The organism is Mesorhizobium sp. M1396 (assembly GCF_040317725.1).
Classification (GTDB): Bacteria; Pseudomonadota; Alphaproteobacteria; order Rhizobiales; family Rhizobiaceae; genus Mesorhizobium.
In genome coordinates this window covers 1-25,702 of record NZ_JAMYLA010000047.1, presented here as the reverse complement: position 1 = coordinate 25,702, position 25,702 = coordinate 1, and the positions used below count along the sequence as shown (strand labels likewise).

Genomic DNA, 25,702 nt, shown 5'->3' with positions numbered 1-25,702 from the left:
GTTATTCGGCTGCTGCCTTGGTCACGCCTTCAAGGCGCGTCGCCTGGCTTGGGTGACCGACATAACCCTTCACACGGGTGCTGAGAACGATCGGTTCGAACCGCTCGAACAGGGGCAACACGGCCGGTTTCTGATCGACGAACATCTTCTGCATCTCGACATAGAGTTCACCGCGCTTTTTCGGGTCCCGCTCCATCGATGCCTTGGCCGTCAAATCCGTCAGCTCGGGAATGTCCCAGGCCGAGCGCCAGACGAAGTTGCCGGCATTGTTGGCCTCCAGGGAATTGTCCGGATTGCTGGAAAACTGTTCCATCGATCCGAGCACGTTCGGCATGTAGGCGCCGGTCTGCGGGATGAGCAGATCGAAATCGCGGGCCCGGTGGGCGGCGATGATCTCCGCGCCGTTGCCCTGCTGGATATTCACGGTGATGCCGATTTGCCCAAGTGTCGCCTGGATCGCGGTCGCCAGATCGATGCGCGGCGTCTGGGCGATGGTCTTCAGATTGAGGGAGAAGCCGTCCTTGTAGCCGGCCTCTGCCAGCAGCCACTTTGCCTTGTCGACATTCAGCTGCCAGTCAGGGCTGGGAATGGCATACTCGAAGGTCTCAGGAACCGGAACGGTCCTGGCCTTGCCATATGGCCCCATGATCGCCGTTTCCATCCCCTTGTAATCAATGCCGTAGGCAATGGCTTCGCGAACCTTTGGATTGGACAGGTATTTGTTGCCCGCATTCATCGACAGGACGTAAAAGCCGCCGGTAGGGATGCGCTGGATTTCAAAACCCTTCTTGTCCTTGAATGTGGCAATATCCGGCGCGGTCAGCGCATTAGCGAGATCGACGTCGCCACGATCGAGCATGAGGCGCTCGACCTGGCTTTCCGGCACATGGCGCATGATGACCCGGCGCATCTTCGGCGCACCGGTCGCGTAATCAGGGTTCGCCTCGAGGATGACCAGTTCGTTCGGCGTCCAGCGGTTGAGCGTGAACGGCCCCGACCCGGCCGATTTGGTGCGCAGCCAGCCATTGCCGAAATCGTTGTCGACGACATGGCCCTGCACTTCGACACTGTCGACGACGCTGGCAACCACCATCGCAAGACGGAAAAGCAGCAGATCGGCGGTAACCTTGCCGGATAGATCGATGCGGACCGTCTTGTCGTCCTCCGCGCGGACCAGTTTTTCGATGTTGTCCCCAGTGTAGCCGATACGCTTGAAATTTGCCGCTGCCGCCTGATCCAGCTTCAACAGACGCGTGAGGGAATAGACCACATCGTTTGCCGTGACAGGATTGCCGGAGGCAAATTTCGCGTCGCGCAGCTTGAAGGTGACGCCCTTGTCGTCGACCGCCCAGCTTTCGGCAAGCTGAGGCACGAGCTTGTCCGCGCCGCTCGGGTCCGTGGCAACGAGCCGGTCGTACAGATTGGCCATGATTTCGATGGCCTTGGGCTCAGTCGCCTGCTGCGGATCCAGCGACAAGACTTGCGCAAGCGATGTTGCAATAACCAATTGGTTTTCGGGAGTTTCCGCGCGGGCGGCAGGCGAGCCAAGTGCCAGAACGCCCATCGCAACGCCGATGAAAAGCCCTTTGCAAAAATGCTTCATATAATCTCCTCCCTACGCTATCATGCCGAACATACTATGTCGTTCGTATGTCGTATTATGATTTATAGGTGTTGTATTGAATTGGCAAGGGCTCCTTGCCGGGACGTGAGACAGGCGGGTAATGGCAAACGAAATCGGGCAGGCACCACCACGGGAACGGCAACGACTGGCGCAGCAGCTGATCGACCAGCTGCGCGGTCAGATCGAGACGGGCAAGCTGAAGGAAGGCGATCAACTGCCGACCGAACCGCAGCTGGCAGCGAGCTTTGGCGTGAGCCGTACCGTCGTGCGGGAGGCGATCGCGGATTTGCGCTCCGCAGGGTATGTGAAGCCGGTCCAGGGAAAAGGAGTGTTCGTCAGCGACCCCAAGGGCCATCGGAGTTTCGCGCTCACCGCCATTGAAATCAGCACCATCCCGGAAACCCTTGAATTGCTCGAGTTTAGAATGTCCACGGAGGGAGAGGCCGCAGCCATTGCCGCCTACCGCCGGACAGCCGAACAGGAAGCAGCTATCCGCGCCGCTAACCGTAGAATGGCGACATTGATCGAACAGGGCAAGCCGACGGTGGAGGCTGATTTCGATTTCCATATGGCGATTGCGGCAGCCACGAACAACAGGTTCTATGTTGACGTATTGCGCCATTTCGGGCCCCGCGCTATCCCCCGGGGGCAGTTCCCGACACTGCCGGACGCCAACGATCCGGACTACCTCGCAAAGGTCCATGCCGAGCATGTGGAAATCCTGTCGGCAATCGCCGATCAGGACCCGGATCGGGCTCGTCGGGCGATGCGCGCCCACATGATGGCCAGCCAGAAGCGATACAGGATTTTGGCAGAAACCCGTTAAATACTCTCGACAGGTCCCAGAATTCATATTACGTCATACGATATGAATGAGTTTTGTTTAAGGAGATCGCTGTGTATCTGGGAACACAGGTCGGTGCACGGGACGATGACGACTACAGAGTCCTTGCCCAACTCGGCGTAAAGCACATTTCAGCCGATCCGCCCGGCAATCCCAGGGACTGGTCGTTGCAGGATCTGGACCGCCATCGCGACAAAGTCGAAAGTTTCGGCCTGATACTCGATATGATCCAGCTTCCGCTTCCTTCTCAACCGATAGAAAAGGCATCCTACCCGGATATCCTGCTGGCGGGACCGGATCGGGACCGGCAGATTGATGCCGTCTGCCGGATGATCGAGAACTGTGCGAAAGCCGGCATTCCCGCGGCGAAATACAATCTCAATCTGATCGGTATTCCGCGCACCCCGCACGAGCCGGGCCGTGGCGGCTCCCTGAACGCCAGCTTTCGTTGGGACAAAGCCGATCAGCACGCAGTACCCGGTCTGGCTGGCGTGCTTTCCGAAGACGAGAACTGGGAGCGGATCGACTATTTTCTGGAACGCGTTGTGCCGGTTGCGACCAGCAACCGCGTGCGCCTCGCCTGCCATCCACACGATCCCTATACGCCGCCTGGCTATCGCGGCGTGACGCGGGTGCTCGGCACCGTCGAGGGCCTGAAGAAGTTCGTCATGATGCGGGAAAGCCCCTATCACGGCCTGAACTTCTGTCAGGGATCCGTCGGGGAGATGCTCGACAATCCGGGCGAGGAAATCGACGATATCATTCGCTGGTTCGGGACGCGCGGCAAGCTCTTCAATGTCCACTACCGCAATATCCGAGGCGGCAAGCTCTCCTTCATGGAAACCTTCCCTGATGAAGGCGACATGGACATGGTCCGCTCGATGAAGGTCTACAAGGAGGTCGGCTACCGGTACATGGTGATGCCCGACCATGTGCCTGCGATCAGCGGCCGCGACCCGGACGGCGTCGCCTTCGCCTTTTGTTACGGCTACATCGCCGCGCTACTAGAGGCGCTCGAAACGTCGCCGACCTGAAAATGCGATCTCTCCACCCGCTGGTTCAAGAAGACAAGGATATCACATGGACCCGATTGAACTCAAAAAAGCCGTCGGCAACGGACTGCTTTCCTTTCCCATCACGCATTTTACTGCAGACCTGAAATTCAACGAGCCCGCCTATCGCAAGCATGTCGAATGGCTGGCCGGCTACGACGCGTCCGTACTGTTCGCCGCCGGAGGCACCGGCGAATTCTTCTCGCTCACGCCGTCAGAAATCCCCGATGTCATCCGTGCCGCCAAAGCGTCCGCCGGAACGACGCCGATCGTATCGGGTACCGGTTACGGCACGGCACTGGCTATCGAGATTGCAACAGCGGCCGAGAAGGCCGACGCCGACGGCCTGCTCCTTTTGCCGCCTTATCTGATGTTTGCTGAACAGGCTGGACTTGTCGCCCACGTCAAGGCCGTGTGTCAGTCCGTCGGCATCGGCGTGATCGTCTATAATAGGGACAACGCCGTTCTCACGGCAGACAGCATCGCCAGGCTCTGCGATGAATGCCCGAACCTGATCGGCTTCAAGGATGGCGTCGGCGATGTCGACAAGGTCATCGAGATCACCGCGCGGATCGGCGACCGGCTGGTCTATGTCGGCGGCATGCCGACGCACGAAGTCTACGCACAGGCCTATTTTGCAGCCGGTGTGACGACCTATTCCTCGGCGGTGTTCAACTTCGTGCCGGAACTGGCCCAGCGTTTCTATCAGGCGCTTCGAACCGGGAACCAGCCAGTGGTCGATCAGATCCTGAAGGATTTCTTCTTCCCATTCGTTGCGCTACGCAATCGAAAGAAGGGCTATGCCGTCTCGATCATCAAGGCTGGACTGAGAGCGCTTGGCCGGCAACCGGGCCCGGTTCGCCCGCCACTGACCGACCTGACGGCGGAAGAACTGAAGCTGCTTGAACGGCTGATCCAGGTCAACGACGTGGCAAAGATCGCCGCCGAGTAAACTGCTTTCAGTTGCCTCGACGAAGGTTGCACCGCCTGCTCAGCCCCGGCCACGCGCAGGACTGCCACCTTCCTCTCGTTAGCCACCGGGCGGAGATGGCCCTGTTCCGGCCGTCGATCCTCGACCCGCTGATGGGCGTGGCTTCGCGGCCGAATCTGCATGCACCGCAGGAAGATCAACATCTCAACCGTCATGGCCGGTCAAAGGCTCGGCATCAAGAAGATCGACGACGGCATTTGGCTCGTAAGCTTCATGCATTATGATCTGGGCTATATCTATCTGGAACAGAGGATATTGCAGACCATCGACAGCCCGTTCGGCGCGAGGTTGTCACCCATGTCCTAGGTACAATCTGGCACCTGTCCGGCGGAGACTTCGCACCTAATGTCGGTTCTTGGCGCAACCGTGCCGCCTTCCCAAGAAGATGCCGATGGCCGTTCGTCGTCATCCAGCCGGCGCGGGATGCCTGCTCCGAGCAAGCTAATCGTCATGGCTATCCAACAAGGCGGCAAGCCGCCTGGCTGCGACGTTTCCTATGATTAGCTCCTCCAGCCACATATCTCCGACCCGAGATGTGGCGACGCGACGTCCGATTGTACGAAGCGCTTCAGATATCGAAACTGCGGTGGCCTTTGGCGTGGTCATCAAGATATCGGCCGACTGCAATCACCGCATCCTAATGTCATCCGGCAATTCCCGCGTGGCACCTCCCGCAGCGCGATCCGAACCTTGGCAGAATAGAGCGATAAGCCATTGATTTCTCCGCATACAGATAACCGGTGTCTGGCACGGGTATCCGGCAAACGCTTCGCCTGCTATCTCTGCTGCTTACATTGTGCTTACATTGCATTGCCGTGTAAGCAAGAGACGCCCCGGAGGGCGTCTCTTAGTCGCTTGATTTCCCTGGAAGGAAACTGGAGCGGGTGAAGCGATTCGAACGCTCGACCCCAACCTTGGCAAGGTTGTGCTCTACCCCTGAGCTACACCCGCTCGCACGGCGTCTTGGCCGCAAGCCGGGCCTATATGGCTGAAGAGCGCGGCGATTGCAACAGGGAAATCGCAGGCTTTTTTTGCAACGCGGCAGGCGATGCCGGCAAGCCGCCGGCACTGTGCCGGGCGCGCGAGTGGCGGGGGGCACCACCGCGAAGGCGGTGCCGTTCACCGCGATGTCGCATGACGGTCTTGTGCCGGCCGCCCCATTGGCCGTAAACGGCATGGGCTGAGAAACGGGACGAAGGACAAACCGATGCCGAAGACCGAAGCCGACCTGATGGCCTTTCTTGCCGAACTCGGGATTGCCGCCTCGACGAAGCGTCATCCGGCGCTCTATACGGTCGCCGATTCGCAGGCGCTGCGCGGTGAAATCGCCGGCGGGCACACGAAAAACCTGTTCCTGAAGGACAAGAAGGACAATTTCTTCTTGGTCACCGTCGGCGAGGACGCGGTTGTCGACCTGAAGCAGATCCACCAGGTGATCGGCGCCGCCAGCCGCGTTTCCTTCGGCAGGCCGGAGATGCTTATGGAGCTGCTCGGCGTCACGCCGGGTGCCGTCACGGTCTTTGGCGTCATCAACGATACGGCAAACAGGGTCAAGCTCGTGCTCGACAAGGATTTGATGGAGCATGCGGTGATCAACGGGCATCCGCTGACCAATGAGGCGACGACATCGATCGCAGCGAGCGACCTGATCAAATTCGTCGAGGCAACCGGGCACGATGCTGCTATCTTGAAAGTCTCCGCGTGATCGCCACATGGTGGCTTGAACCGATGGTCTGAAGCGTGTGGCGTCTAGCTGCCGGCCGGCCGCGCCATGGAAGGGTAAAGAGATGAGCGACAACAATCCGTTTGGAGGCCCCTTCGGGGGCAATGGCGGCCAGTACACCACATCGGTGCAGTATGGTGGGACCGCCCCCGCGCCGGCGAAAGTCGCGCTTGGCGATGCGCCCGCTGCTACCGGCGCCCCGGGTGCCAATGTCATCAAGGACACGACGACCGCCGCCTTTGCCGCCGACGTCATCCAGGAATCGCGCCGCCAGCCGGTGCTGGTCGATTTCTGGGCGCCCTGGTGCGGGCCCTGTAAGCAACTTACGCCGCAGCTGGAAAAGGCGGTCAAGGACGCCGGCGGCAGGGTCAAGCTGGTCAAGATGAACATCGACGACCATCCCTCGATCGCCGGCCAGCTCGGCATCCAGTCGATTCCCGCGGTCATCGCCTTCAAGGACGGCCAGCCGGTCGACGGCTTCATGGGCGCCATCCCCGAGAGCCAGATCGCCGAATTCATCACCAAGGTCGGCGGCAAGGGCGATGGCGCGCCGCCGGTGGCCGAGGCGCTGGCCGCCGCCGCGCAAGCGCGCGAGGCCGGCGACATGCAGGGTGCCGCCGACATCTATGATGCCATCCTGGCGCAGGCGCCGGAGACGATCGAGGCGATCGCCGGCCTGGGCGAGCTGCTGTTCGAGGCTGGTGACGTGCAAGGCGCCGAGGCACTTTTGGCAACAGCGCCGGAAGCCAAGAAGGATGCGCCGCCGCTGGCCGCCCTGCGCGCCAAGATGGCGGTCGCCGCGCAAGCGGCCGCGCTTGGCAATCCGGCCGAGCTCGAGCGGCGCCTTGCTGAGAACCCCAACGACCATCAGGCGCGTTTCGATCTGGCCATGATCCAGAACGCCAATGGTGATCGCACCGCGGCGGCCGACAATCTGCTGGCCATCATCAAGGCCGACCGCGCATGGAACGAGGACGGCGCCAGGACGCAATTGCTGCAGCTGTTCGAGGCTTGGGGCATGACCGACGAGGCGACGCTCGCGGCGCGGCGCAAATTGTCGGCGTTGCTGTTTTCCTGAGCCGGTTACCGGTTGTTTTGCCGCACGGGCTTGGCGTCGGCGATGACTGCGCCAGATTAATGCATGTCGCCCAAAAGTAGTCCCGGCTTTGGGAGAACGACATGCATGAAACAAAGAGATGGAGCGGTTGGGCGTTTCCGTGAAACGGTGAGCTGCTCTGGGATAAAGAATTGACGCGCTTCTTGGTGGCGCGATCGGAGGAATGAGGTGCAAGCGGGAAACGCGCATTACCGGCTCGCCAAGCATTTGCCGTCGACGATCCCGATCTTCCCGCTCGAAGGTGCGCTTTTGCTGCCGGGAGGCCGCATGCCGCTCAACATCTTCGAGCCGCGCTACCTGCAGATGGTGGACGAGGCCATCACCGGCCCGCGGCTCATCGGCGTCATCCAGCCCAGTCTCGACGGAGCCTTGCGCGACGACGGCGAGCCGGAGCTCTGCAATGTCGGCTGCGCCGGGCGCATCATCGCCTTTTCCGAGACCGGTGACGGCCGCTATCTGATTTCCCTGCAGGGCGTGTGCCGGTTCCGCATTGCAAGCGAATTGACGGTCAAGACGCCGTTTCGACAGGCCAAGCTGGCGCCCTTCCTCGCCGATCTCGATGAGGATCAGGCGGCCAACGAGATCGACCGGCCATCGCTGCTCAAGGCTTTCCGCGCCTATCTGCAGGCCAACGACCTGGAGGCCGACTGGGAAAGCGTCAGCCGGGCCGAAAATGCCATGCTGGTCAACGCGCTGTCGATGATGGCGCCCTACGGGCCGGCCGAGAAACAGGCGCTGCTCGAAGCAGCCGACCTGAAAACCCGGGCCGAGACGCTGATCGCCATCACCGAAATGGCGCTGGCGCGCGAGAATGAGGATTTTGGTTCGAGCCTGCAGTAAGGTGTGCCGAAGGACGCAGTGCAGCGGGTTAATTGTCAATGGCGGTGCTGCCCCTCATCTGCCTGCCGGCATCTTCTCCCCGTGAAGGACGGGGAGAAGGGACCTGGCCGCAACGCTGGCGATCCCCTCTCCCAGTTCTTCACGGGGAAAGGGTAGGGTGAGGGCAGCGCCGACGTTCGGATAATCCGAGGGTGAGGAGGACGGACCGAATGGCGGACGGACGTGGCGGGAAGAAGGTCAATGTCGACCCCAAGCTGCTGGAGCTGCTGGCCTGCCCGCTGACCAAGGGGCCGCTGACCTGGGATCCGGAGCGCGGTGAGCTGGTCTCGCGGGTTGCCAAGCTCGCCTATCCGGTGCGCGACGGCATCCCGATCATGCTGCCCTCGGAAGCGCGGACGCTCTCCGTGGAGGATGTGCTGGCCCCGCCGCCGCCGCGCTTGGGCGGACCGGGCTGAAGAGTGCGGATAGAATTTTCCGCCGCGTTCCTTCACACCCCCCTCTGCCCTGCCGGGCATCTCCCCCGCAAGGGGGGAGATCGGATGTCGCATCGGCCTTCGCCAATCTCTAACGTCTGAAAGCTGGCGATACGCACGAACTGCCGATCTCCCCACCTGCGGGGGAGATGTCCGGCAGGACAGAGGGGGGTGCTGTCCCGCTGACATCGAAGTTTTTTGCCACTACTGAAAATTACGTCCCTTGGGCATCACTTGTTCCGCCTCTCCCGATAATGCCGCGAGATCCTGTCGGATCGGTGCGCTCCGGATTGTGGGTCGACCGTTGCGATTCGGATCCTCCCAGGCGGGGCGTGCCGGTCCAGCTTCGCTGACCTTCTCAAGAAGCACGGTCAGCCAGGGCGTCAGGTCCTCGACCTTTTCCGCGACGATGTGGACCACACCCGATTCCGACTGCAATTTCCCAGTGACCCGAACGAACCGCGCGCCCATCACGATCGGCCGGTAGCGGTCGAAGGTTCTTTGCCAGAAAATGATGTTGGCGACGGCCTTGTCGTCTTCGAGCGTCAGGAAGATCGCGTTGCCCTTGCCGGGGCGCTGCCGCACCAGAACAAGCCCGGCAACGGAGACACGCCGGCCGTCGCGTACGGAAGGCAGGTTCGCATTGGGCGTGACGCCGGCGCGGTCGAGGCGCTCGCGCAGGAAGGCGACCGGATGCGCCTTCAGCGACAGGCCGAGCGAGCGGTAGTCGTGGATGACATGCTCGCCGAGCGGCATTGTCGGCAGCTTCGTCTCGGGCTCCAGTTCGCGCAGGCGGAGCGCCGGCTGGTCGAACAGCGGCAGCCTTTCGGCGGCGCTCTTGCCGTCGAGCGCGCGCACCGCCCACAAGGCTTCACGACGATCGAGGCCAAGCGAGCGGAAGGCGTCGGCCTGCGCCAGCCTCTCGATCTCGCCGACATCCAAGCCGGAGCGCAGCCAGATATCCCTCACGGACTCGTAGCCTGAACCGCGCCGCTCGACGAAAGCGTCCATGCGTTCCTCCGACAGACCCTTGATCTGCCGGAAGCCGAGCCGCAGCGCATGATCCGTCTCGATGACGCCGCGCATCTCGGCATGGCGCGCGAGGATGCGGGCCGGATCGAAAGGCGCCTTCTCCAGCGTGCAGTCCCAGACCGAGAAATTGACGTCGACGTCGCGGATGTCGACGCCATGGTCGCGCGCGTCGCGCACGAGCTGGGCCGGCTGGTAAAACCCCATAGGCTGCGAATTCAGGATCGCTGCGCAGAACACGTCGGGATAGAAGGTCTTGAACCAGCAGGAGGCATAGACCAGCAGCGCGAAGGAGGCGGCGTGGCTTTCGGGAAAGCCGTATTCGCCAAAGCCTTCGATCTGCTTGAAGCAGCGTTCGGCGAAGTCCTTGGTGTATCCCTTGCCAACCATGCCGTCGATCATGCGCCGGCGGTAATTGCCGATGGTGCCGGTGCGCTTGAAGGTGGCCATGGCGCGGCGCAGTTCATCGGCCTCGCCCGGTTTGAAACCGCCCGCGACGATGGCGATCTTCATCGCCTGTTCCTGGAACAGCGGCACGCCAAGCGTCTTGCCGAGGATCGCCTCCAGTTCCGGTTTTTGATATTCGGGTTTTTCCTTGCCCTGCCGGCGGCGCAGATAGGGATGGACCATGTCGCCCTGGATCGGGCCCGGCCGAACGATCGCCACCTCGATGACGAGATCATAAAAATTGTCCGGCTTGAGACGCGGCAGCATCGACATCTGAGCGCGCGATTCGATCTGGAAGACGCCGAGCGTGTCGGCGCGGCAGATCATCTTGTAGACCTGCCTATCCTCCGGCGGCAGGGTGGCCAGCACATAGGGCTGCCCATACTGGTCCCTCGCCTTCGGATAATGCTCAGTGAGCAAAGTGAAGGCGCGTTTCAGGCAGGTCAGCATGCCGAGCGCCAGCACGTCCACTTTGAGGATCTTCACCGCGTCGAGATCGTCCTTGTCCCATTCGACCATCTTGCGCTCGTCCATCGCCGTCTTGACGATGGGCACGATCTCGTCCAGCCGGTCCCTGGTGATGACGAAGCCGCCGACATGCTGCGACAGGTGGCGGGGAAACCCCATGATCTCGTTGGCGCGTTCCAATACATGCCGCGACACTGGATCGGCATGATCGAGGCCGCCGGCGCGGGCCTCTTTCTCGCCAAGCTCCGAGGTGGACCAGCCCCAGATCGAGCCTGACAAAGACCCTCGGACATCTTCCGAAAGGCCCATTGCCTTCGACACTTCGCGCAACGCCGAGCGGCCGCGATAGCTGATCACGGCGGCGGCCAGTGCGGTGCGCTTGGTGCTGTATTTCGTGTAGATGTACTGCATGACGATCTCGCGCTTCTCATGCTCGAAATCGACGTCGATATCCGGTGGCTCGTTCCTCTCCTCGGAAATGAAGCGCTCGAAAAGCGTGTCGATCCTGTCCGGGCCGACTTCGGTGATGCCGATGCAGAAGCAGACGATCGAATTGGCGGCCGAACCGCGCCCCTGGCAGAGAATGTCCTGGCTGCGGGCGAACTTGACGATGTCATGGACGGTCAGGAAATAGCGGGCGTAGTTGAGGCGCTCGATCAGAGCCAGCTCCTCCGCGATGCGCTTGGTCACGGAGGCAGGCACACCTTCCGGATAACGCTCGGCAGCCCCCTCCCGCGCCAGCCGTTCCAGCTCGGCCTGCGGCCCGAGGCCCGATTCCGTCGGCTCGTCGGGGTAGTTGTACTGGAGGTCGCTCAGCGAAAACGTCAGCTCCTGCGCAAACCGCAAGGTCTCGGCCAGCGCCTGCGGATACCTGCGAAACAGGCGCGCCATCTCCATCGGCGGCTTCAGGTGGCGTTCGGCATTGGCCGCCAGTTGCAATCCGACCTCGGCGACGGGCGTGTTGAGGCGGATCGCGGTCAGCACGTCCTGCAGCGGGCGCCGTTCGGCGGTGTGGTAGAGAACGTCGTTGGTCGCCATCAACGGGATGCCGGCGCTCTCGGCAAACGCAGCCGCCTGCTCGATCCGGAAACGGTCATTGCCGGCATAGTCGGGCGAAACGCCAAGCCGCAGGTTCCGACCGAAACGATCCTTGAGGTCTCGAAGCAAGGCGAGACTGTCTTGCGGCCCCGCCGACAGATCGGGCAGGACCGCCAGCGACATCAGATCCCCCCATTCGAGGAGGTCGCCGCGCTGGAGAAGGGTGGCGCCCTTTTCACTTTCGTCGCGTAGATTGGCCTGAGTCAGCATGCGGCACAGGTGCCCCCAGCCCTTGCGGTCCTGCGGATAGGTGAGAATGTCCGGCGTGCCGTCGCCGAAAACCAGCCTGCAGCCGGGATGGTAGGAAAGCTTTTCCACCTTGGCCTGCTGCCAGGCTCGCACCACGCCGGCCACCGTGTTGCGATCGGCAAGCCCGATCGCGGAAAAGCCCAAAAGCTTGGCGGCGACCACCAGCTCCTCCGGCTTGGAGGCGCCGCGCAGGAAGGAGAAATTCGACTGGATGCCGAACTCGGCATAGGGGATGACGGTCAGCGCGTTCATGCGAAGACCCCATGCAGGAACCAGCGCGGCGGGACCTGCGAGGCGCCGCCGTAGAGACCTTGCCTATAGAGCCAGTAGCGGCGGCCGTCGCCATCCTCGATGCGGAAATAGTCGCGCGTCGATACCGCCTCGTCGCTCGGCGCCTCGCGCCACCATTCCGCCGCGATGCGTTCCGGCCCTTCGGCCCGCGTCACCCGGTAGAGCGCGCGCCGCCAGCGGAAGTTCAGCGGCGGTCCCTCGGGCATTTCGGTGGCCGGCACATCGATGGGTTCGGGCGAGCGGAACAGCCGGATCGGCCGTTCCGGCGGGAAGATGGTTTTTGGCGCCTGCAGCCTGTCCGGCCTTTTCGGCGGCGTGGTCCGGCGCGGCGCTTCGGTGAAGGGGATGGTGGCGACGGCACGCTCCGGCAGATGGCTTTCGACGACGACCGGTTGCAGCACCGCGCCATCACCAAGCCGGGCGCGGATGCGGTCGGCGAACAGCGCGATGTCGGCGCCGTCGTCGATCACCTCGCCGGCAAGGTCGGCCTGCTGCATGTCGAAAGCGGCTGATGTCAGCACCGAAAGCCGCACCAGATCGAAGCCATAGCCGGCATCGATATCCTGTTCGAGCGCGGCCAGCCGCTCATGGAACAATTTCTGGATCAGCTTGGGTTCGCGCAGCGGCCGCGAGGTGCCGAGAGCGATGCGGCTGACGGCGCCGTCGACGCGAAAGAGCAGCAGCGCCAGCGTCCTGGCGCCCTCGCCGCGGCGCTCGAGGTCGATCTTCAAGGTCGTCGCCAGCATGCCCACCAGCCGTTCGATGTCCTCGGTCAGGGTGACGGGCTCGGCGAGATGGCGTTCGACCGAAAGCGGCGCGACGGGCAGGCGCGGTGACACCGCCTCGTCGAGACGGCCAAGCGCCTGGTCGAGGCGCAGGAGCAGCAAGGCGCCGAAGCGGCGGGCGAGCGGCGCGCGCGGTGCCGCCATGACGGCGCCCGCCGTGCGCAGGCCGACGCTTTCCAGGCTGGCGCGGGTCGCCGGCTCGATGCGCAGTGCGGCCAGCGGCAGGGGTGCCAGCAGCGCTTCCTCCTCGCCGGCATCGACGATGCGGTCGCCGGCAAACCGTGCCGCCGCCCAGGCCGCTCCCGGTGTCGCGGCAAGCCCGGCGCGGACGTCAAAACCCTGATGGAAGAAACGCGACAGGATGTCGTCCAGCATGGCGCGCTCGCCGCCGAACAAATGGGTGCAGCCGGTGACGTCGAGGAACAGGCCGTCCGCCCCGTCCAGCGCCACCAGCGGGGTGTAACGGTCGCACCAGTCGGCAAGGCCTTCGAGCAGGCGGCGATCGGCCTCCGGATCGGCCTCGACGATGTCGATCGACGGATGCATGGCGCGCGCATCGGCAATGCCCATGTCGCGCTTCAGGTGCAGCGCCTCAGCCCGCTCGTCGAGGGCCGAGATGCGCTGCGCGTTGCGGTCGCGATGGCTGATCACCAGCGGTGGGTGAGATGGCGGCAGGTGATCCGACGGCCGGGAACGCCAGGACCGCCCCAGACGCTGCCGCAGGATCCTTTCCACTGCCAGATAGGGAAACCACAGAGACAGGATTCTTTGCCCGGCCTCTCTCTTCGCCCCTTCTTTCGTCGCCCGCTCTTTCGTCGAATGCGCGTTCATCGGGGTTCCACTCCAGTGTGAATTGTCCAGGCAAGGCCGTGCGGCTCTTGCCGATGGTGAGGGTGAAGGCCGGGTGGCCGATCGAGCCGGCGAGCGGCCCGGCGATGGTGTCGCGTGGTGCCGCCGGCGCCGAGGCGACGATGAGGCGGACGGGGGCCGCCGTCGGCTCGGGCTCGGCCGCCTGCCGCAGCAGGAACACCGGCCGGCCCGCACCTTGCGCCCTTGCATGCAGCCGGCGCGTCGCGGTCAGGTCCAGTCGCCGCGGATTGCCGCGGATTTCGAGGATGACGGCGGCGAGCGCCGTCATCCGGGCCGCCTCCTCGGCGACCCACAGCGCATCGACAAGTCTGGGCGCCTCGGAAAACAGCAATTGTTCCGGCTCGATGCCGAACGAGGCATGAAGCCCCCTGGCATAGGGAAAGCCGGCTTCGCGGAAGATTTCCGTGGTGCCTATCCACAGCACCGGCAACCCTGGCGTCCGCTTGAGGATTAGGCTGGCGAGCGACAGGGCGAAGCCGGCGACGGCCCCGGCATCGCGGGTTTGCGTGCCATGGATTTCGCTCAGGGCTGCCTTCGGCAGGCCGCCACTCAAAGCGGCATCGAGACGCTCGACGCCGGTGGGCAGGAACGCATCCGGCAAAGCCGCGGCAATGCCGCGCCGGACGATAGTGAGATCGGTATTGGACGTGACATCCGTGCTGACGTCAGCATCAAGGGTCGCTGCGGCCGGCGCCCGCAGGCGCTCGGGCAGCGTTCCCTCGATTTTCGCGATCTGGCGGCGCAGGGCAAAAACAGTCTCCCGCGCCACGGCGGTCATCGCCATGACGGTCAGCTTCCACTCACAATTGTTCCTGTTATGTTCCTATAGATTCCAGAGAGCCCCCCAAGAGTCAAGCAGACTCATGGGGAATTTATTCCTCTCCACCTGATGATGCAGGCGCATCAGCCCGTTCATTTGCCGATTCCGGTGCGAAAGCCTATATGCCCGGGATCAAAGGACAAAGCATGGCCCGCATCTACAAGACCCGCACCTGGCACGACGAACTCTCGCCCTCGATGGAGGAAATGGAGTTCCTGGCGCTGGAGGCGTATGCCCATCTGCCGGAGGATTTTCGCAAGCTGACCGGCGAGATCGTCATCCAGATCGCCGAGTTCCCGACCGACGAGATCATGGACGATCTATCGCTGGAGACGCCCTTCGACCTGCTCGGGCTGTTCGAGGGACGCGGCATCGCCGAGCGCTGGAATCCGCAGACCGGCGAAGGCCCGAACCGCATCACGCTCTACCGCCGCGCCATCCTCGACTACTGGTCCGAGAACGAGGAAACGCTGGGCGACATCGTCACCCACGTGCTGATCCACGAGATCGGCCACCATTTCGGGCTGTCGGACGATGATATGGAGAAGATCGAAGAGGCGGCGGAGTAACTGGTTCCTACGCCGCGTGAACTGTCCATTCCTCTCGAGTCGGTCCAGAACCCAGCGGCGGCAAAGGCCTCTAAGATTTCGATTCAGGCAGGTTGGTCATCCGGCTGATGAAAAGATGCAGCGCCTTGCGCACGGCGAGCGATGGCGCCTCGGACGGATGCCACTGCGGAAAATGACCATCGACCGCCATTCGTGCCAACCCATAGACAAATGCACGAGCGGCAAGAACCAGATGATCGAAGTCCGTGTTCGCAGCCAACCGACCCTGTTGTTGCGCCTGGGTCAGCAGGTCGATCATCTTCCGGCGAATGGCTTCATTCTGACCCCGAAGACTGTCCGACCCGTCGAAATCAATCAGCGTTCGGGAACTGATGATCTGGAAATGCGTGGGATTGGCAATCGCCCATTCCAGATAGCCTTGTCCGATTGCTTCGAAGGCCACGACGGGATCCGCGCTGTCGACTTCTGAAAGTGCATTGGCGACGGCCTCTGTCAGCCGGCTCATGGCCTGTTCGGCGACCGCGGTCAGCAGCGCTGTTTTCGACTGAAAATGCCGGAAGGGCGCGCCGGGGGAAACGCCGGCCCGCTTTGCGGCTTCGCGCACGCTCACATTGTCGGGGCCGCCTTCCTCGACAAGTTGAATTGCAGCATCGATCAGCGTGTCTCGCAAATTGCCATGGTGGTAGCTGGCGCGGCGAGGCGTCTTGGCTTCTGCCATCTCGTTCCCTTCGTTCGGTAGAACTGCTTCACGCGTCCGTAGCATGATTCCGCAATTTATGTAATCACCGTTTACAACTCCGGCAAGAGAATGTAAGCAGCGATTACAGATGGGATCGGAACAGGCCCGCGGTCTTCGCGGCCGCCGTTTTCCCAGATGAGGAGACGACCATGCTCGCCACAACCGCCGAACCCCGCCGTCCGCAATCGCTCATTTCGCTTCAGAGGCCAGCCGAAGGACCTCGGCACGAGGAGAATTCCACGACTGTCCGGTCGAGCGCGGCTGTGCCCAGCGCTACGCTCTATCGGCTTGCTTCCGTCGCCGGGGTGGGAAGCGCGCTTATTCTTCTGGTCAACGCGGCTAAACGCAGCTCGCTCATCGCGACCACCGATCTGACGCAACTTCTCGCGCCAGTCGCCGAGATTTTGGCGCTTGGTCTTGTCGTAGGCCTGTTTCTTGCTTTTGGCCGGCGCGCGGGCCTGTTCGGCATGATCGCGTTTGTCGTCAACTTCGTTGCATTGGCAAGTTTGGTCGGCGTGGAAGTGGTGATCAATCTCGTATTTTCGAAACTTCCGCTGACAACCATCATCGACCTGCGCGCCGGGCCTCTCGGGCTGGCTCTGGTCGTCAGTTCAGTTCTTTTTCTGCTTGGGACGCTCGCATTTGTAATCTCTCTTGTCGTTGCAAGAGGCGTGCCGCGCATTCCACTCGCTCTCTATTTCATTGGCGCGGTGCCTATCGCGCTCCGTGCGTTCGTGCCGGAGTTGGCTCTTGACCTGGGCTTGGTGACGCTTGCGGCGGCGATTGCCTGGCTGGCCGGGTGGCTGTGGATGCGAGCGCCGACTACCAGTCGCTAAGCTTGGTGTCCGGCCCGTATTCCTGTCCATCGATATCCTTCACGACGGCTTGGCCGCAGCGCATCGTCTTGGCCTTCTTATCGTAAGCATAGGTCGGCGAGCCGAACAGGTGCCAGCCCTTGTTCAGCGCCGCCGTTACCTTGTGGCAGAAGCTGGCGTCGTCCGGGCCGGTCAGAAAGCGGTAGAGTTTCATAGGGTGATTCCTGTCGTGAGTAGCCCGCAAGCATAGGGCTGATATCATGCGTCGATGGCGGCTGCCTTCGCCAGCAGTTTTTCGGCCTGCGCCAGGTGCAGCCGCTCGACCATCCTTCCGTTCAGCGCAATCACACCTTTGCCGGCATTTTCGGAAAGCTCGAAGGCCTCTTTCACCGAGCGCGCCTCGGCTACCGCCTCGGGCGACGGTGCAAAGGCCCGATTGGCGGCTTCGATCTGGGCCGGGTGGATAAGCGATTTGCCGTCGAACCCCATGGCCGCGGCTTCCGTGCACTCACGGGCGAAAGCGTCGAGGTCGCGGAAATCGTTGGAGACGCCGTCGAGCATGTCGATGCCGCCGGCGCGCGCGGCCAACAGCATCTGCATCAGCCAGGGCACGAGATAGCGCCGGTCAGGTGTGACCAGCACGCCGGTCTCCTTGACCAGATCATTCGTTCCGGCAACGAAACAGTCGAGCCGCGAGGCCGGATCGCGGCCAAGCTCGGCAATGGCGCCGATGTTGAGCATGGCCTTGGGCGTCTCGATCATCGCCCATAGTTTCACCGCATCGGGGGCAAAATTGTCGTCGAGCACGTCGCCGACTTCCAGAATGTCGCGCGGCGTGTCGACCTTGGGTAGCAGGAGTCCGTCAGGTTCGCATTTGGCCATGGCAAGCAGATCGTCGGCGCCCCATTCGCTGGACAGCGCGTTGACGCGCACGATCATCTCGCAGCGGCGGCCAATATCGTTGACAACCGGACGTTTGGCCAAAATGCCCGCCAGTTTTTCGCGGGCGGCAATCTTGTCGGCCGGTGCGACGGCGTCTTCGAGGTCGATGATGACGGCGTCGCAGGAAAGCTGCGCGATCTTGGCTAGCGCCTTGTCGCTGGAGGCCGGGATGTAGAGTACGGAGCGGCGCGGGCGGTAGGTTTCCATGGGTGATCTATGCCGCGTGCGGTTGGTCGAGGCAAGCGCCGGGGCAATGGATCAGGTGAAGTTTGCGCGGGGTCAGCCAATCGTCAAGATCAGCGCTGCCCCTCATCTGCCTGCCGGCATCTTCTCCCCGTATAATGACGGGGAGAAGGACGCTCTCACCGTCAATTTCGCCAATAGCCAACCTTGCGGAAAGGCGCCAGCGCTGCGGCCAGCCCCCCTCGCCCCGTTTACGGGGAGAGGATGCCGGCAGGCAGGTGAGGGGCGGCGCCAACGTTTGGAAAGGATGTGCGCAGCGCACCAGCCCTGAAGCGCAGGCCCTGCACGAAAACTGCACACGCTTGGGGAAAACCTCCTCGGATCCGCCCTGCCGTTTCCCAGCCGGCCTGCGAGACAGGCGGCATGCACAAGCGAGAAAAACCCCGTCTGCCTTACCGGCTGCGCAACGAGGGCTGGTGGCTGGTCGATCAGCCGCGCGCGACGGTGATCCTCATCCCCTTTGCCCGCAGAGCCCGTCGGCAATCCGGCTGGGAGCCATCAGGAAAGCCAGGTCATGACATCGTTGTTCGCTGCCGCGCCGAGCTATTGCAGCCGCCTTGGTGTCGCCGTGCTGCTGGTCGCGCTTGCGGATTTCCTGTTCTATGGCCAGCCTGCCGGGATCACCGTTTTCCTGTTCGCCATCCTGATCGCCGCGGCGGTCGTCGCCGTGCACCCAGCGGCCTTCAGCGACGGCAGGATCTGGCTCAAGCCCATCGCCTTGCTTGTCGCGCTGCTGCCGCTTGCCGAAAATGTCAGCGCCTTGTCCGTCTCGATTGCACTTGCGGCCCTGGTCGTCTTCGCGCTTTCGCTGAGCGGGCGGCTGCGACACCGCATCGCCCGCATTGCCGGCCAGGTCGCGCTGTTCGGGCTGGCGGCGCCGTTCCGGTTCGCCAGTGATTTCATCCGCTGGCGCAAGACGGCGCGCCGCTTCGGCCGGCGCCGTGTGCGACTGGCGGCGATCGCCGTCTGGGTGATGCCGCTGACCCTGGGCGCGGTCTTCCTGGCGCTGTTCGGCGCCGCTAACCCGGTCATCGATTACTGGCTGTCGCTGATCGACCTCGTGAGGCTGCTCGATCTCATCCAGCTTGCGCGGATTGCCTTCTGGCTGTTCGTGCTTGCCGGCGCCTGGGCCTTTTTGCGACCGCGGGTGCCGCGCCTGATTCGCCGCATCCCTCACGCGGCGCCGGCGGTAAGCGCTCAGGCCGAGAAAACCGTCACCACCATCGAGGACATCCTGTTCGGCAAGGCCGCCATTTTTCGCGCACTTGTTATCTTCAACATCCTGTTCGCGCTGCAGACCGGGCTCGACGCAACTTATCTGTGGGGCGGGGCAGCCCTTCCCGACGGGCTGAGCTACGCGTCTTACGCGCATCGCGGCGCCTATCCGCTGATCGTCACCGCGCTGCTTGCCGCCGGCTTCGTGCCGGCGGCGCTGCGGCCGGGCAGCGAAACATCGGCCGATCCGCTCATCCGCCGGCTGGTCTATGCCTGGGTCGCGCAGAACATCATGCTTGTCATCTCGTCGATCCTGCGGCTCGACCTCTATGTCGGCATCTATGGGCTGACCTACTGGCGCGTCGCCGCCTTCGTCTGGATGGGGCTGGTGGTATCAGGCCTTGCCCTGATCATCGCCCGCATCGCACTTGGAAAATCCAACGAATGGCTGCTGTCCGCCAATCTTCTGACGTTATCCCTGACGCTTTATGCCGGCTGTTTCATCAATTTCGCAGCAACGATCGCCAATTACAATGTCGACCATTCCTTTGAAATGACCGACCAGGGCATTCCCCTCGACGCCTGGTACCTGCGCTCGCTCGGCCCGAGCGCGTTTCCGGCGCTCGATCGCTTTCTCGATCATCAGAGCCGGACTGCCGCCGCCAACAATCCGGTCGTTCGCGAACTGACGGGGCGGCGCGGCAGCGACGAAGGCTGGTATCGTACCCTCCAGCAGAACTGGCGGGCCTGGAGCTTTCGCGACTGGCGGCTGCTCGGGTATCTCGACAGCAAGGGGCCGTTCGTGGTTCCTCACCGTATCGAACCTTACCTGCCGGGCCGCTGATCGATGCCGCATCACATCCTCGTCGCCGACGATGATCCGCATATCCGCGAGGTGATCTGCTTTGCGCTGGAAAAGGCCGGCATGCGGACGCAGGCGGTGGCCGACGGTGCCGCCGCTTTGCAGGCGATCGGACGGCGAGCACCTGATCTGATCGTGCTCGACATCGGCATGCCTGAGATGGACGGGCTGGAGGTCTGCCGGCGGCTGCGGCACACATCCGATGTGCCGGTGCTGTTCCTGTCGGCGCGTGACGAGGAGATCGACCGCATCCTCGGCCTCGAAATGGGCGGCGACGACTATGTGACAAAACCGTTCAGCCCGCGCGAACTGGTCGCCCGCGTCAACGTCATCCTGCGGCGCGCCCGCCCGGCGTCGCCCCAACCGGCCGACGACAGGCAGTTCGCGCAGGGCAAACTGGCCCTGGTGCCTGCCAGCCATGCCGCCAGCTTCGACGGTAAGCCGCTTGCCCTGACAGGGATAGAGTTCTCGATCCTGAAAGGGTTTCTGGCGCGGCCGACGCATGTGCTCGACCGCGACGCGGTGATGGCCAGTGCCTATGCAGGCAACATCCATGTCGCCGGCCGCACCGTCGACAGCCATATCCGCAACATCCGCGCCAAGCTGGCGGCGGTGGGTTGCCTGGATGTCATCGAGACCGTGCATGGCGTCGGCTTCCGGCTCGGCCGATGCGGCTGACGACTTCGCGAAAATGGATCGGCCGCAAATGGCGGCCTCGCCTCGCCACGGTCGTCGTCGCCATCCTGATCATGGTGATGGCCTTGCCGCTGGTCGGCCTGTTCTTCTTCCGGCTCTACGAGAACCAGCTGATCCGCCAGACCGAGGCGGAGCTGATCGCGCAAGGGGCGGCCATCGCCGCCATCTATGCGCGGGAAGTGCGCGACGCCGGCATTGCATCGGACAAACTCGGCGCATCGATGCCGCGGGCGGGTGGGAGTTCAAGCCGAAGTGCCGATCTGGACCCGCTGTACAGGCCGATCGAGCCGCGGCTCGATCTGGCCTCCGACTATGTACTTCCCACCCGGCCGGCGGCCGTGGCTGCAATCGCCGATCCCGCCTTCGCGGCGATCGGGGTACGCCTGTCCGGCGTTCTCGACGCCACGCAGAAAACCACGCTGGCCGGCTTCCGGCTGCTCGACCCCCGAGGCGTCGTCATTGCCGGACGCGGCGAGGTCGGGCAGTCGCTTGGCGCGGTCGAGGAGGTGCGCGAGGCACTCAGCGGCCGCCACGCAAGCGCGCTGCGGCTGCGCATCCCCGACCAGCCGGCGCCGCCGCTCTATTCGGTCAGCCGGGGCACCAAGGTGCGTGTCTTCGTCGCCTTGCCAGTGGCCGTCGATGGCAGGGTCGCCGGCGTCGTCTATGTGTCGCGGACGCCCAACAACATCATAAAACATCTCTATGGCGAGCGCGGCAAGGTGACGTTGGCGGCCATCGCCATTCTCGGCGGCACGCTGCTCATCGGCCTGGTTTTCCTGCGCACCGTCAGCCGGCCGATCTACGCGCTGATCGACCGCACCGAGCGCATTGCAGCCGGTGACCGCGAGGCGATCCAGCCGCTCGACCACCACGGCACATACGAGATGGCGGAGCTGTCCGCAGCCTTCCTCGATATGGCCGAAAAGCTGCAGGCGCGCTCGGACTCCATCCAGACTTTTGCCACCCATGTCTCGCATGAGCTCAAATCGCCGCTGACGGCGATCCAGGGCGCGGCCGAGCTGCTGCGCGATTCAGGCAGCGCGATGGACGATACGGAGCGGCGGCGTTTCTCAAACAACATCGTCACCGACGCGGGGCGGCTCAATCTGCTGGTGCGGCGCCTGCTTGACTTGGCGCGCGCCGAAAACCTTGCGCCGAGCGGCGAAAGCACCTCGATTGGCGCGGCACTGGCGCTGCTTCCCGTCGACAACAGGCTGGCGGTTCGCGTCGAGGCCGGCGGCGATCTGGCTTTGCGCATATCGGCGGAGAACGCTGCAATCGTGCTTGCCAATCTCATCGACAATTCCGCCAGGCACGGCGCGACGCAGGTTTCGGTCACGGCAGCGAGCGCCGGTGGCAAGGCAACCATTCAGGTCGGTGACGACGGTGCCGGCATTTCGCCGAGCAACCGGGCGCGCATCTTCGAGCCGTTCTTCACCACGCGGCGCTCTACCGGCGGCACCGGCATGGGCCTCGGCATCGTGCTGGCCCTCCTGAAAGCGCATGATGGTATGATCGCGCTGGTTGACTCCGAGCGCGGCACGCGCTTCGAGATTATCTTGCCGGTCGCGTGAGGACGCGGGCAGAGGATCGGAGAAAAAAGTGCGCTACGACATCGTCATCATCGGCGGGGCCATCGTCGGATCCTCGGTCGCCTATTATCTGCGCGAGGAAGGGTTTTCCGGCTCGATCGCCTTGATCGAGCGCGATCCGCGGTTCGCCCACGCGGCAACGACGTTGTCCATGGCCTCGATCCGCCAGCAATTCTCGATCCCCGAAAACATCCGCCTGTCGCAGTTCACGCTAAAGCTGTTCCGGCGGCTGAAGGAAGAGTTCGGCGCGGACGCCGATATCGGCTTTCGCGAAGGCGGCTATCTCATCCTGGCCGGCGAGGACGGCTTGCCGATCCTCAAGAGCAATCACGAGGCGCAGATGGCCGAGGGCGCCGACATCGTTCTCGAGGACGCGGAGCAGCTGGTGCGCCGCTTCCCGTGGCTGTCGGCCGAGGGCATCACCGCCGGCGCCTATGGCCGGACAGGCGAGGGCTGGTTCGACGCGCACGCGATGCTGATGCTGTTCCGAAAGGCGCTGCGCGAGAAGAAGATCGATTTCATCACCGCTGATGTCACCGGCATTGAGCGCGACGGCAACCGCGTTACCAGCGTCAGCCTCGACAATGGCCAGACGCTGGAGGCCGGCATCGTCGTCAACGCCGCCGGGCCGAACGCCGGCAAGGTCGCTGCGATGGCCGGGCTGGCGCTGCCGGTCGAGCCGCGCAAGCGCAACGTCTTCGTTTTCGAGGCGCGCGAGAAATATGCCGACATGCCGCTGTTGGTCGATCCCTCCGGCATCTATGTGCGCCCGGAAGGCTCGGTCTATCTCACCGGCGGGGCCGAACCGGAAGAGGGCGACGGCCCGGCCGCCCCCGGGGATTTCGAGGTCGATTGGCCGCTGTTCGAAGAGGTGATCTGGCCCGTGCTGGCGACCCGCATTCCAGCCTTCGAAGCGATCAAGCCGACGCGGGCCTGGGCCGGCCACTACGACTACAACACACTCGATCAGAACGCGGTGATCGGCCCGCATCCCGAGGTCGGCAATTTCCTGTTCGCCAACGGATTCTCCGGCCACGGCCTGCAGCAGGCGCCGGCGGTCGGCAAGGCGCTGGCCGAGCTGATCGTGCATGGGGGTTATCGCACGGTGGATTGTTCCGCGTTCGGCTATGACCGGATTGCGGAAGGGCGGGCGTTCCGGGAATTGAATGTGATTTGAGCGAGGTTGCGGAACGGAACCTGTTCCGAAGCGATCCTTCCCATCTCAAGCTGTTGCAAGTCAGGTGATCCCTTGCGGCCGAAAACCGGAGCCAATTTCGGGTGACATCCATCGTGGCTTGCGCCACCGCGCACAAACAGTTGCCTTTTATTTGCCGCCGGCTTTGTGTAAACCGGCGTCAGCAAATTCCCCCGCAACGAAAATACGGGCAAAAGCCATGGAAAAATTCACCAAGCTCACCGGCGTCGCCGCTCCGATGCCGATCGTCAATGTCGACACCGACATGATCATCCCGAAGGATTATCTGAAGACGATCAAGCGCACCGGGCTCGGCACCGGCCTGTTCGCCGAAATGCGCTACAACGACGACGGTTCGGAAAATCCGGATTTCGTGCTCAACAAACCGGCCTATCGCAAGGCGCAGATCCTGGTCGCCGGCGACAATTTCGGCTGTGGCTCGAGCAGAGAGCACGCGCCGTGGGCGCTGCTCGACTTCGGCATCCGTTGCGTCATCTCGACCTCGTTCGCCGACATTTTCTATAACAACTGCTTCAAGAACGGCATCCTGCCGATCACCGTCAGCCCAGAGGATCTCGAGAAGCTGATGGACGACGCGTCGCGCGGCTCCAACGCCACGGTGTCGGTCGATCTCGAAGCCAAGGAAATCCGTGGACCGGATGGCGGCGTGGTCACGTTCGACCTCGACGACTTCAAGCGGCACTGCCTGCTCAACGGGCTCGACGACATCGGCCTGACCATGGAGAAGGCCGGCGCCATCGCTTCGTTCGAGAAGAAGAACGCCGAACAGCGCCCGTGGGCCTGAGCGGCACGCTCCGGGCGGATAGGCCCCGGCCGCTTTCAAGCCGGGTTCGTTGCGACTGAGTGGAGGGACGGTCATGACTCGTTCGCTTCTTGCCGGCACCTGCGGGCTGGCGTTTCTTCTGCTGACTGCCGTGGGCCACGCCCAGACACAGACGCCCGCCGCGTCGGCGGCCGAAAAGCCTGCCACGGATCAGGGGACAGACGCCGCCGACGCTTCGGATGACGACAAACAGGCGCCTGTGCCATTCGAGGGCGGCCAGCTGACCATCACCCAACCGGAGCAGGACGGTGAGAAGGTGCTTGCCTTCGACGGCAAGCAGCTGGCCACCAACTATGACGTCTTCTTCGACAGAATAGTCGAGGTCGGCGGCGTCAAGGTGGCGCTGTTCGATGTCGGCGATGGCGGCAATCAATGCGGGCCGGCGACAGTGATCGTCTGGAAGCCGGAAGGCGGCACCATCCAGAGCACCACCGTCGAACAGGACCAGTGCGGTGCGCCGCCATCGGCGGTGTCCGACAACGCCATCTATTTCGTGCCCTATCTGTTGCCGGGGGATCAGAAGCCGGCCTTGCAGTGGTCGCCGACGGACGGGCTGACGATTTCGGGCAATCTGAGCTACATGCCGGAACCCGGCACGGACTGGAAGGACATCGATCCGGAAAAGTACCAGAACATCATCGACGCCTTCCACAACGAGGCTGTCTACAAGGAAGCCGAAAAGCTGCTGGGCAAGGACATGCCCGACATGGCGACCAGCCTGCTGGTCGGCGGCGGCACGGAAAAGACAGCGTCGGGCGCCTTCTACGCCAGCGGCTGCGTGCCGCATGACTGCGGCGGCAATGACGGTTTCATGGCGGTCGACCCGGCCAAGCACAAACTCTATTTCGCCCGCCGCGGCGACGATGCCGAGCCGAACGCCTGGCCGCCGGTTGCGACATGGCCGGCCGATGTGAAGGAGGCGCTGGACAAGGCGCAGGGGTCGGCGAATTAGGTATTTTGCGCGACGGCGGCCGCACCGTCGTCGTGTTGCGGAAAGGAATTGTCCGCCGCGATCCTTCACACCCCCCTCTGCCCTGCCGGGCATCTCCCCCGCAAGGGGGGAGATTGGCAGCTTCGGCGCTCTGCCATCTCTGCAACGTTGGTAATTGGCGAAAGCATTCGTGATATGCGATCTCCCTCCTTGCGGGGGAGATGCCCGGCAGGGCAGAGGGGGGTGCTGCCCCGCCGGCATCGAGGTTTGCACCGCCAATCCCTCTGCGTTGGCCCATGGCCGGACCGGCATCTTGCCTGCAAAATGGCCGCCACACT

At 63.3% G+C, this 25,702-nt stretch carries 22 protein-coding genes, 1 tRNA gene and 1 pseudogene; 16 read left to right on the top strand and 8 right to left on the bottom strand.

The features are described 5' to 3' along the window. Position 1: 1 nt before the first annotated feature. Entirely contained in the window at positions 2-1,603 is a 1,602-nt protein-coding gene (locus NKH02_RS25755) for an ABC transporter substrate-binding protein (protein WP_352882510.1), read from the bottom strand. Between the two features lie 121 nt (positions 1,604-1,724). Between NKH02_RS25755 and NKH02_RS25750 the strand changes: the two genes are divergently transcribed. The 4 genes and pseudogenes from NKH02_RS25750 to NKH02_RS25735 all read left to right on the top strand — a co-directional run. Then, the gene (locus NKH02_RS25750; protein WP_352866502.1) at positions 1,725-2,450 is read left to right on the top strand and encodes a FadR/GntR family transcriptional regulator; all 726 of its coding nucleotides are present in this window, start codon (positions 1,725-1,727) and stop codon (positions 2,448-2,450) included. A 71-nt stretch (positions 2,451-2,521) separates the two neighbouring features. Next, entirely contained in the window at positions 2,522-3,502 is a 981-nt protein-coding gene (locus tag NKH02_RS25745; RefSeq protein ID WP_352882547.1) for a mannonate dehydratase, read from the top strand. 46 nt (positions 3,503-3,548) lie between these two features. Continuing rightward, positions 3,549-4,472 (top strand): 5-dehydro-4-deoxyglucarate dehydratase, encoded by a 924-nt coding sequence (kdgD, locus tag NKH02_RS25740; RefSeq protein WP_352882508.1) that lies wholly within the window; start codon positions 3,549-3,551, stop codon positions 4,470-4,472. A gap of 147 nt (positions 4,473-4,619) precedes the next feature. Then, positions 4,620-4,817, top strand: a pseudogene (locus NKH02_RS25735) (transposase); the annotation flags it as partial. Between the two features lie 570 nt (positions 4,818-5,387). On the opposite strand, the gene NKH02_RS25730 reads toward NKH02_RS25735, so the two are convergent. After that, positions 5,388-5,462, bottom strand: a tRNA-Gly gene (locus NKH02_RS25730). A gap of 256 nt (positions 5,463-5,718) precedes the next feature. Between NKH02_RS25730 and NKH02_RS25725 the strand changes: the two genes are divergently transcribed. The 4 genes from NKH02_RS25725 to NKH02_RS25710 all read left to right on the top strand — a co-directional run bounded on the left by NKH02_RS25725 (position 5,719) and on the right by NKH02_RS25710 (position 8,646). Next, a complete protein-coding gene (locus NKH02_RS25725; protein ID WP_352882505.1) occupies positions 5,719-6,216 on the top strand; it encodes a prolyl-tRNA synthetase associated domain-containing protein in 498 nt (165 codons plus the stop codon). Between the two features lie 82 nt (positions 6,217-6,298). Further along, positions 6,299-7,312, top strand: a complete 1,014-nt coding sequence (gene trxA, locus NKH02_RS25720; protein WP_352882504.1) for a thioredoxin — start codon at positions 6,299-6,301, stop codon at positions 7,310-7,312. A gap of 207 nt (positions 7,313-7,519) precedes the next feature. Further along, entirely contained in the window at positions 7,520-8,191 is a 672-nt protein-coding gene (locus NKH02_RS25715) for an LON peptidase substrate-binding domain-containing protein (RefSeq protein ID WP_352882502.1), read from the top strand. A gap of 209 nt (positions 8,192-8,400) precedes the next feature. Beyond that, positions 8,401-8,646, top strand: a complete 246-nt coding sequence (locus tag NKH02_RS25710; RefSeq protein ID WP_352882500.1) for a Trm112 family protein — start codon at positions 8,401-8,403, stop codon at positions 8,644-8,646. Between the two features lie 222 nt (positions 8,647-8,868). Here NKH02_RS25710 and NKH02_RS25705 read toward each other — a convergent pair whose 3' ends face one another. The 3 genes from NKH02_RS25705 to NKH02_RS25695 are packed head-to-tail and all read right to left on the bottom strand — an operon-like array spanning position 8,869 to position 14,685. Beyond that, positions 8,869-12,207 carry an error-prone DNA polymerase gene (locus NKH02_RS25705; RefSeq protein WP_352882499.1) on the bottom strand — a complete coding sequence of 1,113 codons (3,339 nt, stop codon included), beginning with the start codon at positions 12,205-12,207 and terminating at the stop codon, positions 8,869-8,871. Beyond that, on the bottom strand, positions 12,204-13,682 hold the full coding sequence (locus NKH02_RS25700; protein WP_352882497.1) for a DUF6504 family protein: 1,479 nt from the start codon (positions 13,680-13,682) through the stop codon (positions 12,204-12,206). The genes NKH02_RS25705 and NKH02_RS25700 overlap by 4 nt, the downstream gene beginning before the upstream one ends. Then, complete coding sequence (locus NKH02_RS25695; protein WP_352882496.1) at positions 13,624-14,685, bottom strand: ImuA family protein; 1,062 nt, start codon at positions 14,683-14,685, stop codon at positions 13,624-13,626. Before NKH02_RS25695 ends, NKH02_RS25700 begins: the two co-directional genes overlap by 59 nt. Before the next feature lie 182 nt (positions 14,686-14,867). Here NKH02_RS25695 and NKH02_RS25690 point away from each other — a divergent pair, with 182 nt between their 5' ends. Beyond that, positions 14,868-15,290, top strand: a complete 423-nt coding sequence (locus tag NKH02_RS25690; protein ID WP_111544069.1) for a metallopeptidase family protein — start codon at positions 14,868-14,870, stop codon at positions 15,288-15,290. Between the two features lie 70 nt (positions 15,291-15,360). Here the strand turns inward: NKH02_RS25690 and NKH02_RS25685 are convergent, their stop codons facing one another. Further along, a complete protein-coding gene (locus tag NKH02_RS25685) occupies positions 15,361-16,008 on the bottom strand; it encodes a TetR/AcrR family transcriptional regulator (RefSeq protein ID WP_352882494.1) in 648 nt (215 codons plus the stop codon). A 170-nt stretch (positions 16,009-16,178) separates the two neighbouring features. On the opposite strand from NKH02_RS25685, the gene NKH02_RS25680 reads away from it, so the two are divergent. Further along, entirely contained in the window at positions 16,179-16,865 is a 687-nt protein-coding gene (locus tag NKH02_RS25680; RefSeq protein ID WP_352882493.1) for a hypothetical protein, read from the top strand. Here NKH02_RS25680 and NKH02_RS25675 read toward each other — a convergent pair. Both NKH02_RS25675 and NKH02_RS25670 read right to left on the bottom strand, forming a co-directional pair. Continuing rightward, a complete protein-coding gene (locus tag NKH02_RS25675; protein ID WP_027032001.1) occupies positions 16,852-17,058 on the bottom strand; it encodes a DUF1737 domain-containing protein in 207 nt (68 codons plus the stop codon). The two genes, NKH02_RS25680 and NKH02_RS25675, sit on opposite strands and share 14 nt — an antisense overlap. 44 nt (positions 17,059-17,102) lie before the next feature. Continuing rightward, a complete protein-coding gene (locus NKH02_RS25670; protein WP_352882492.1) occupies positions 17,103-17,993 on the bottom strand; it encodes an HpcH/HpaI aldolase/citrate lyase family protein in 891 nt (296 codons plus the stop codon). Between the two features lie 550 nt (positions 17,994-18,543). Here NKH02_RS25670 and NKH02_RS25665 point away from each other — a divergent pair. The 6 genes from NKH02_RS25665 to NKH02_RS25640 all read left to right on the top strand — a co-directional run bounded on the left by NKH02_RS25665 (position 18,544) and on the right by NKH02_RS25640 (position 25,385). After that, entirely contained in the window at positions 18,544-20,088 is a 1,545-nt protein-coding gene (locus NKH02_RS25665) for a DUF4153 domain-containing protein (RefSeq protein WP_352882489.1), read from the top strand. A gap of 3 nt (positions 20,089-20,091) precedes the next feature. After that, entirely contained in the window at positions 20,092-20,784 is a 693-nt protein-coding gene (locus NKH02_RS25660; protein WP_352882486.1) for a response regulator transcription factor, read from the top strand. Continuing rightward, positions 20,775-22,376 carry a sensor histidine kinase gene (locus NKH02_RS25655; RefSeq protein WP_352882484.1) on the top strand — a complete coding sequence of 534 codons (1,602 nt, stop codon included), beginning with the start codon at positions 20,775-20,777 and terminating at the stop codon, positions 22,374-22,376. The genes NKH02_RS25660 and NKH02_RS25655 overlap by 10 nt, the downstream gene beginning before the upstream one ends. 28 nt (positions 22,377-22,404) lie before the next feature. After that, positions 22,405-23,571, top strand: a complete 1,167-nt coding sequence (locus NKH02_RS25650) for an NAD(P)/FAD-dependent oxidoreductase (RefSeq protein WP_352882482.1) — start codon at positions 22,405-22,407, stop codon at positions 23,569-23,571. Positions 23,572-23,788: 217 nt separating this feature from the next. Next, on the top strand, positions 23,789-24,394 hold the full coding sequence (gene leuD / locus NKH02_RS25645; RefSeq protein ID WP_352662390.1) for a 3-isopropylmalate dehydratase small subunit: 606 nt from the start codon (positions 23,789-23,791) through the stop codon (positions 24,392-24,394). Positions 24,395-24,467: 73 nt separating this feature from the next. Next, positions 24,468-25,385, top strand: a complete 918-nt coding sequence (locus tag NKH02_RS25640) for an Ivy family c-type lysozyme inhibitor (protein WP_352882480.1) — start codon at positions 24,468-24,470, stop codon at positions 25,383-25,385. The last annotated feature ends 317 nt before the right edge of the window (positions 25,386-25,702 follow it).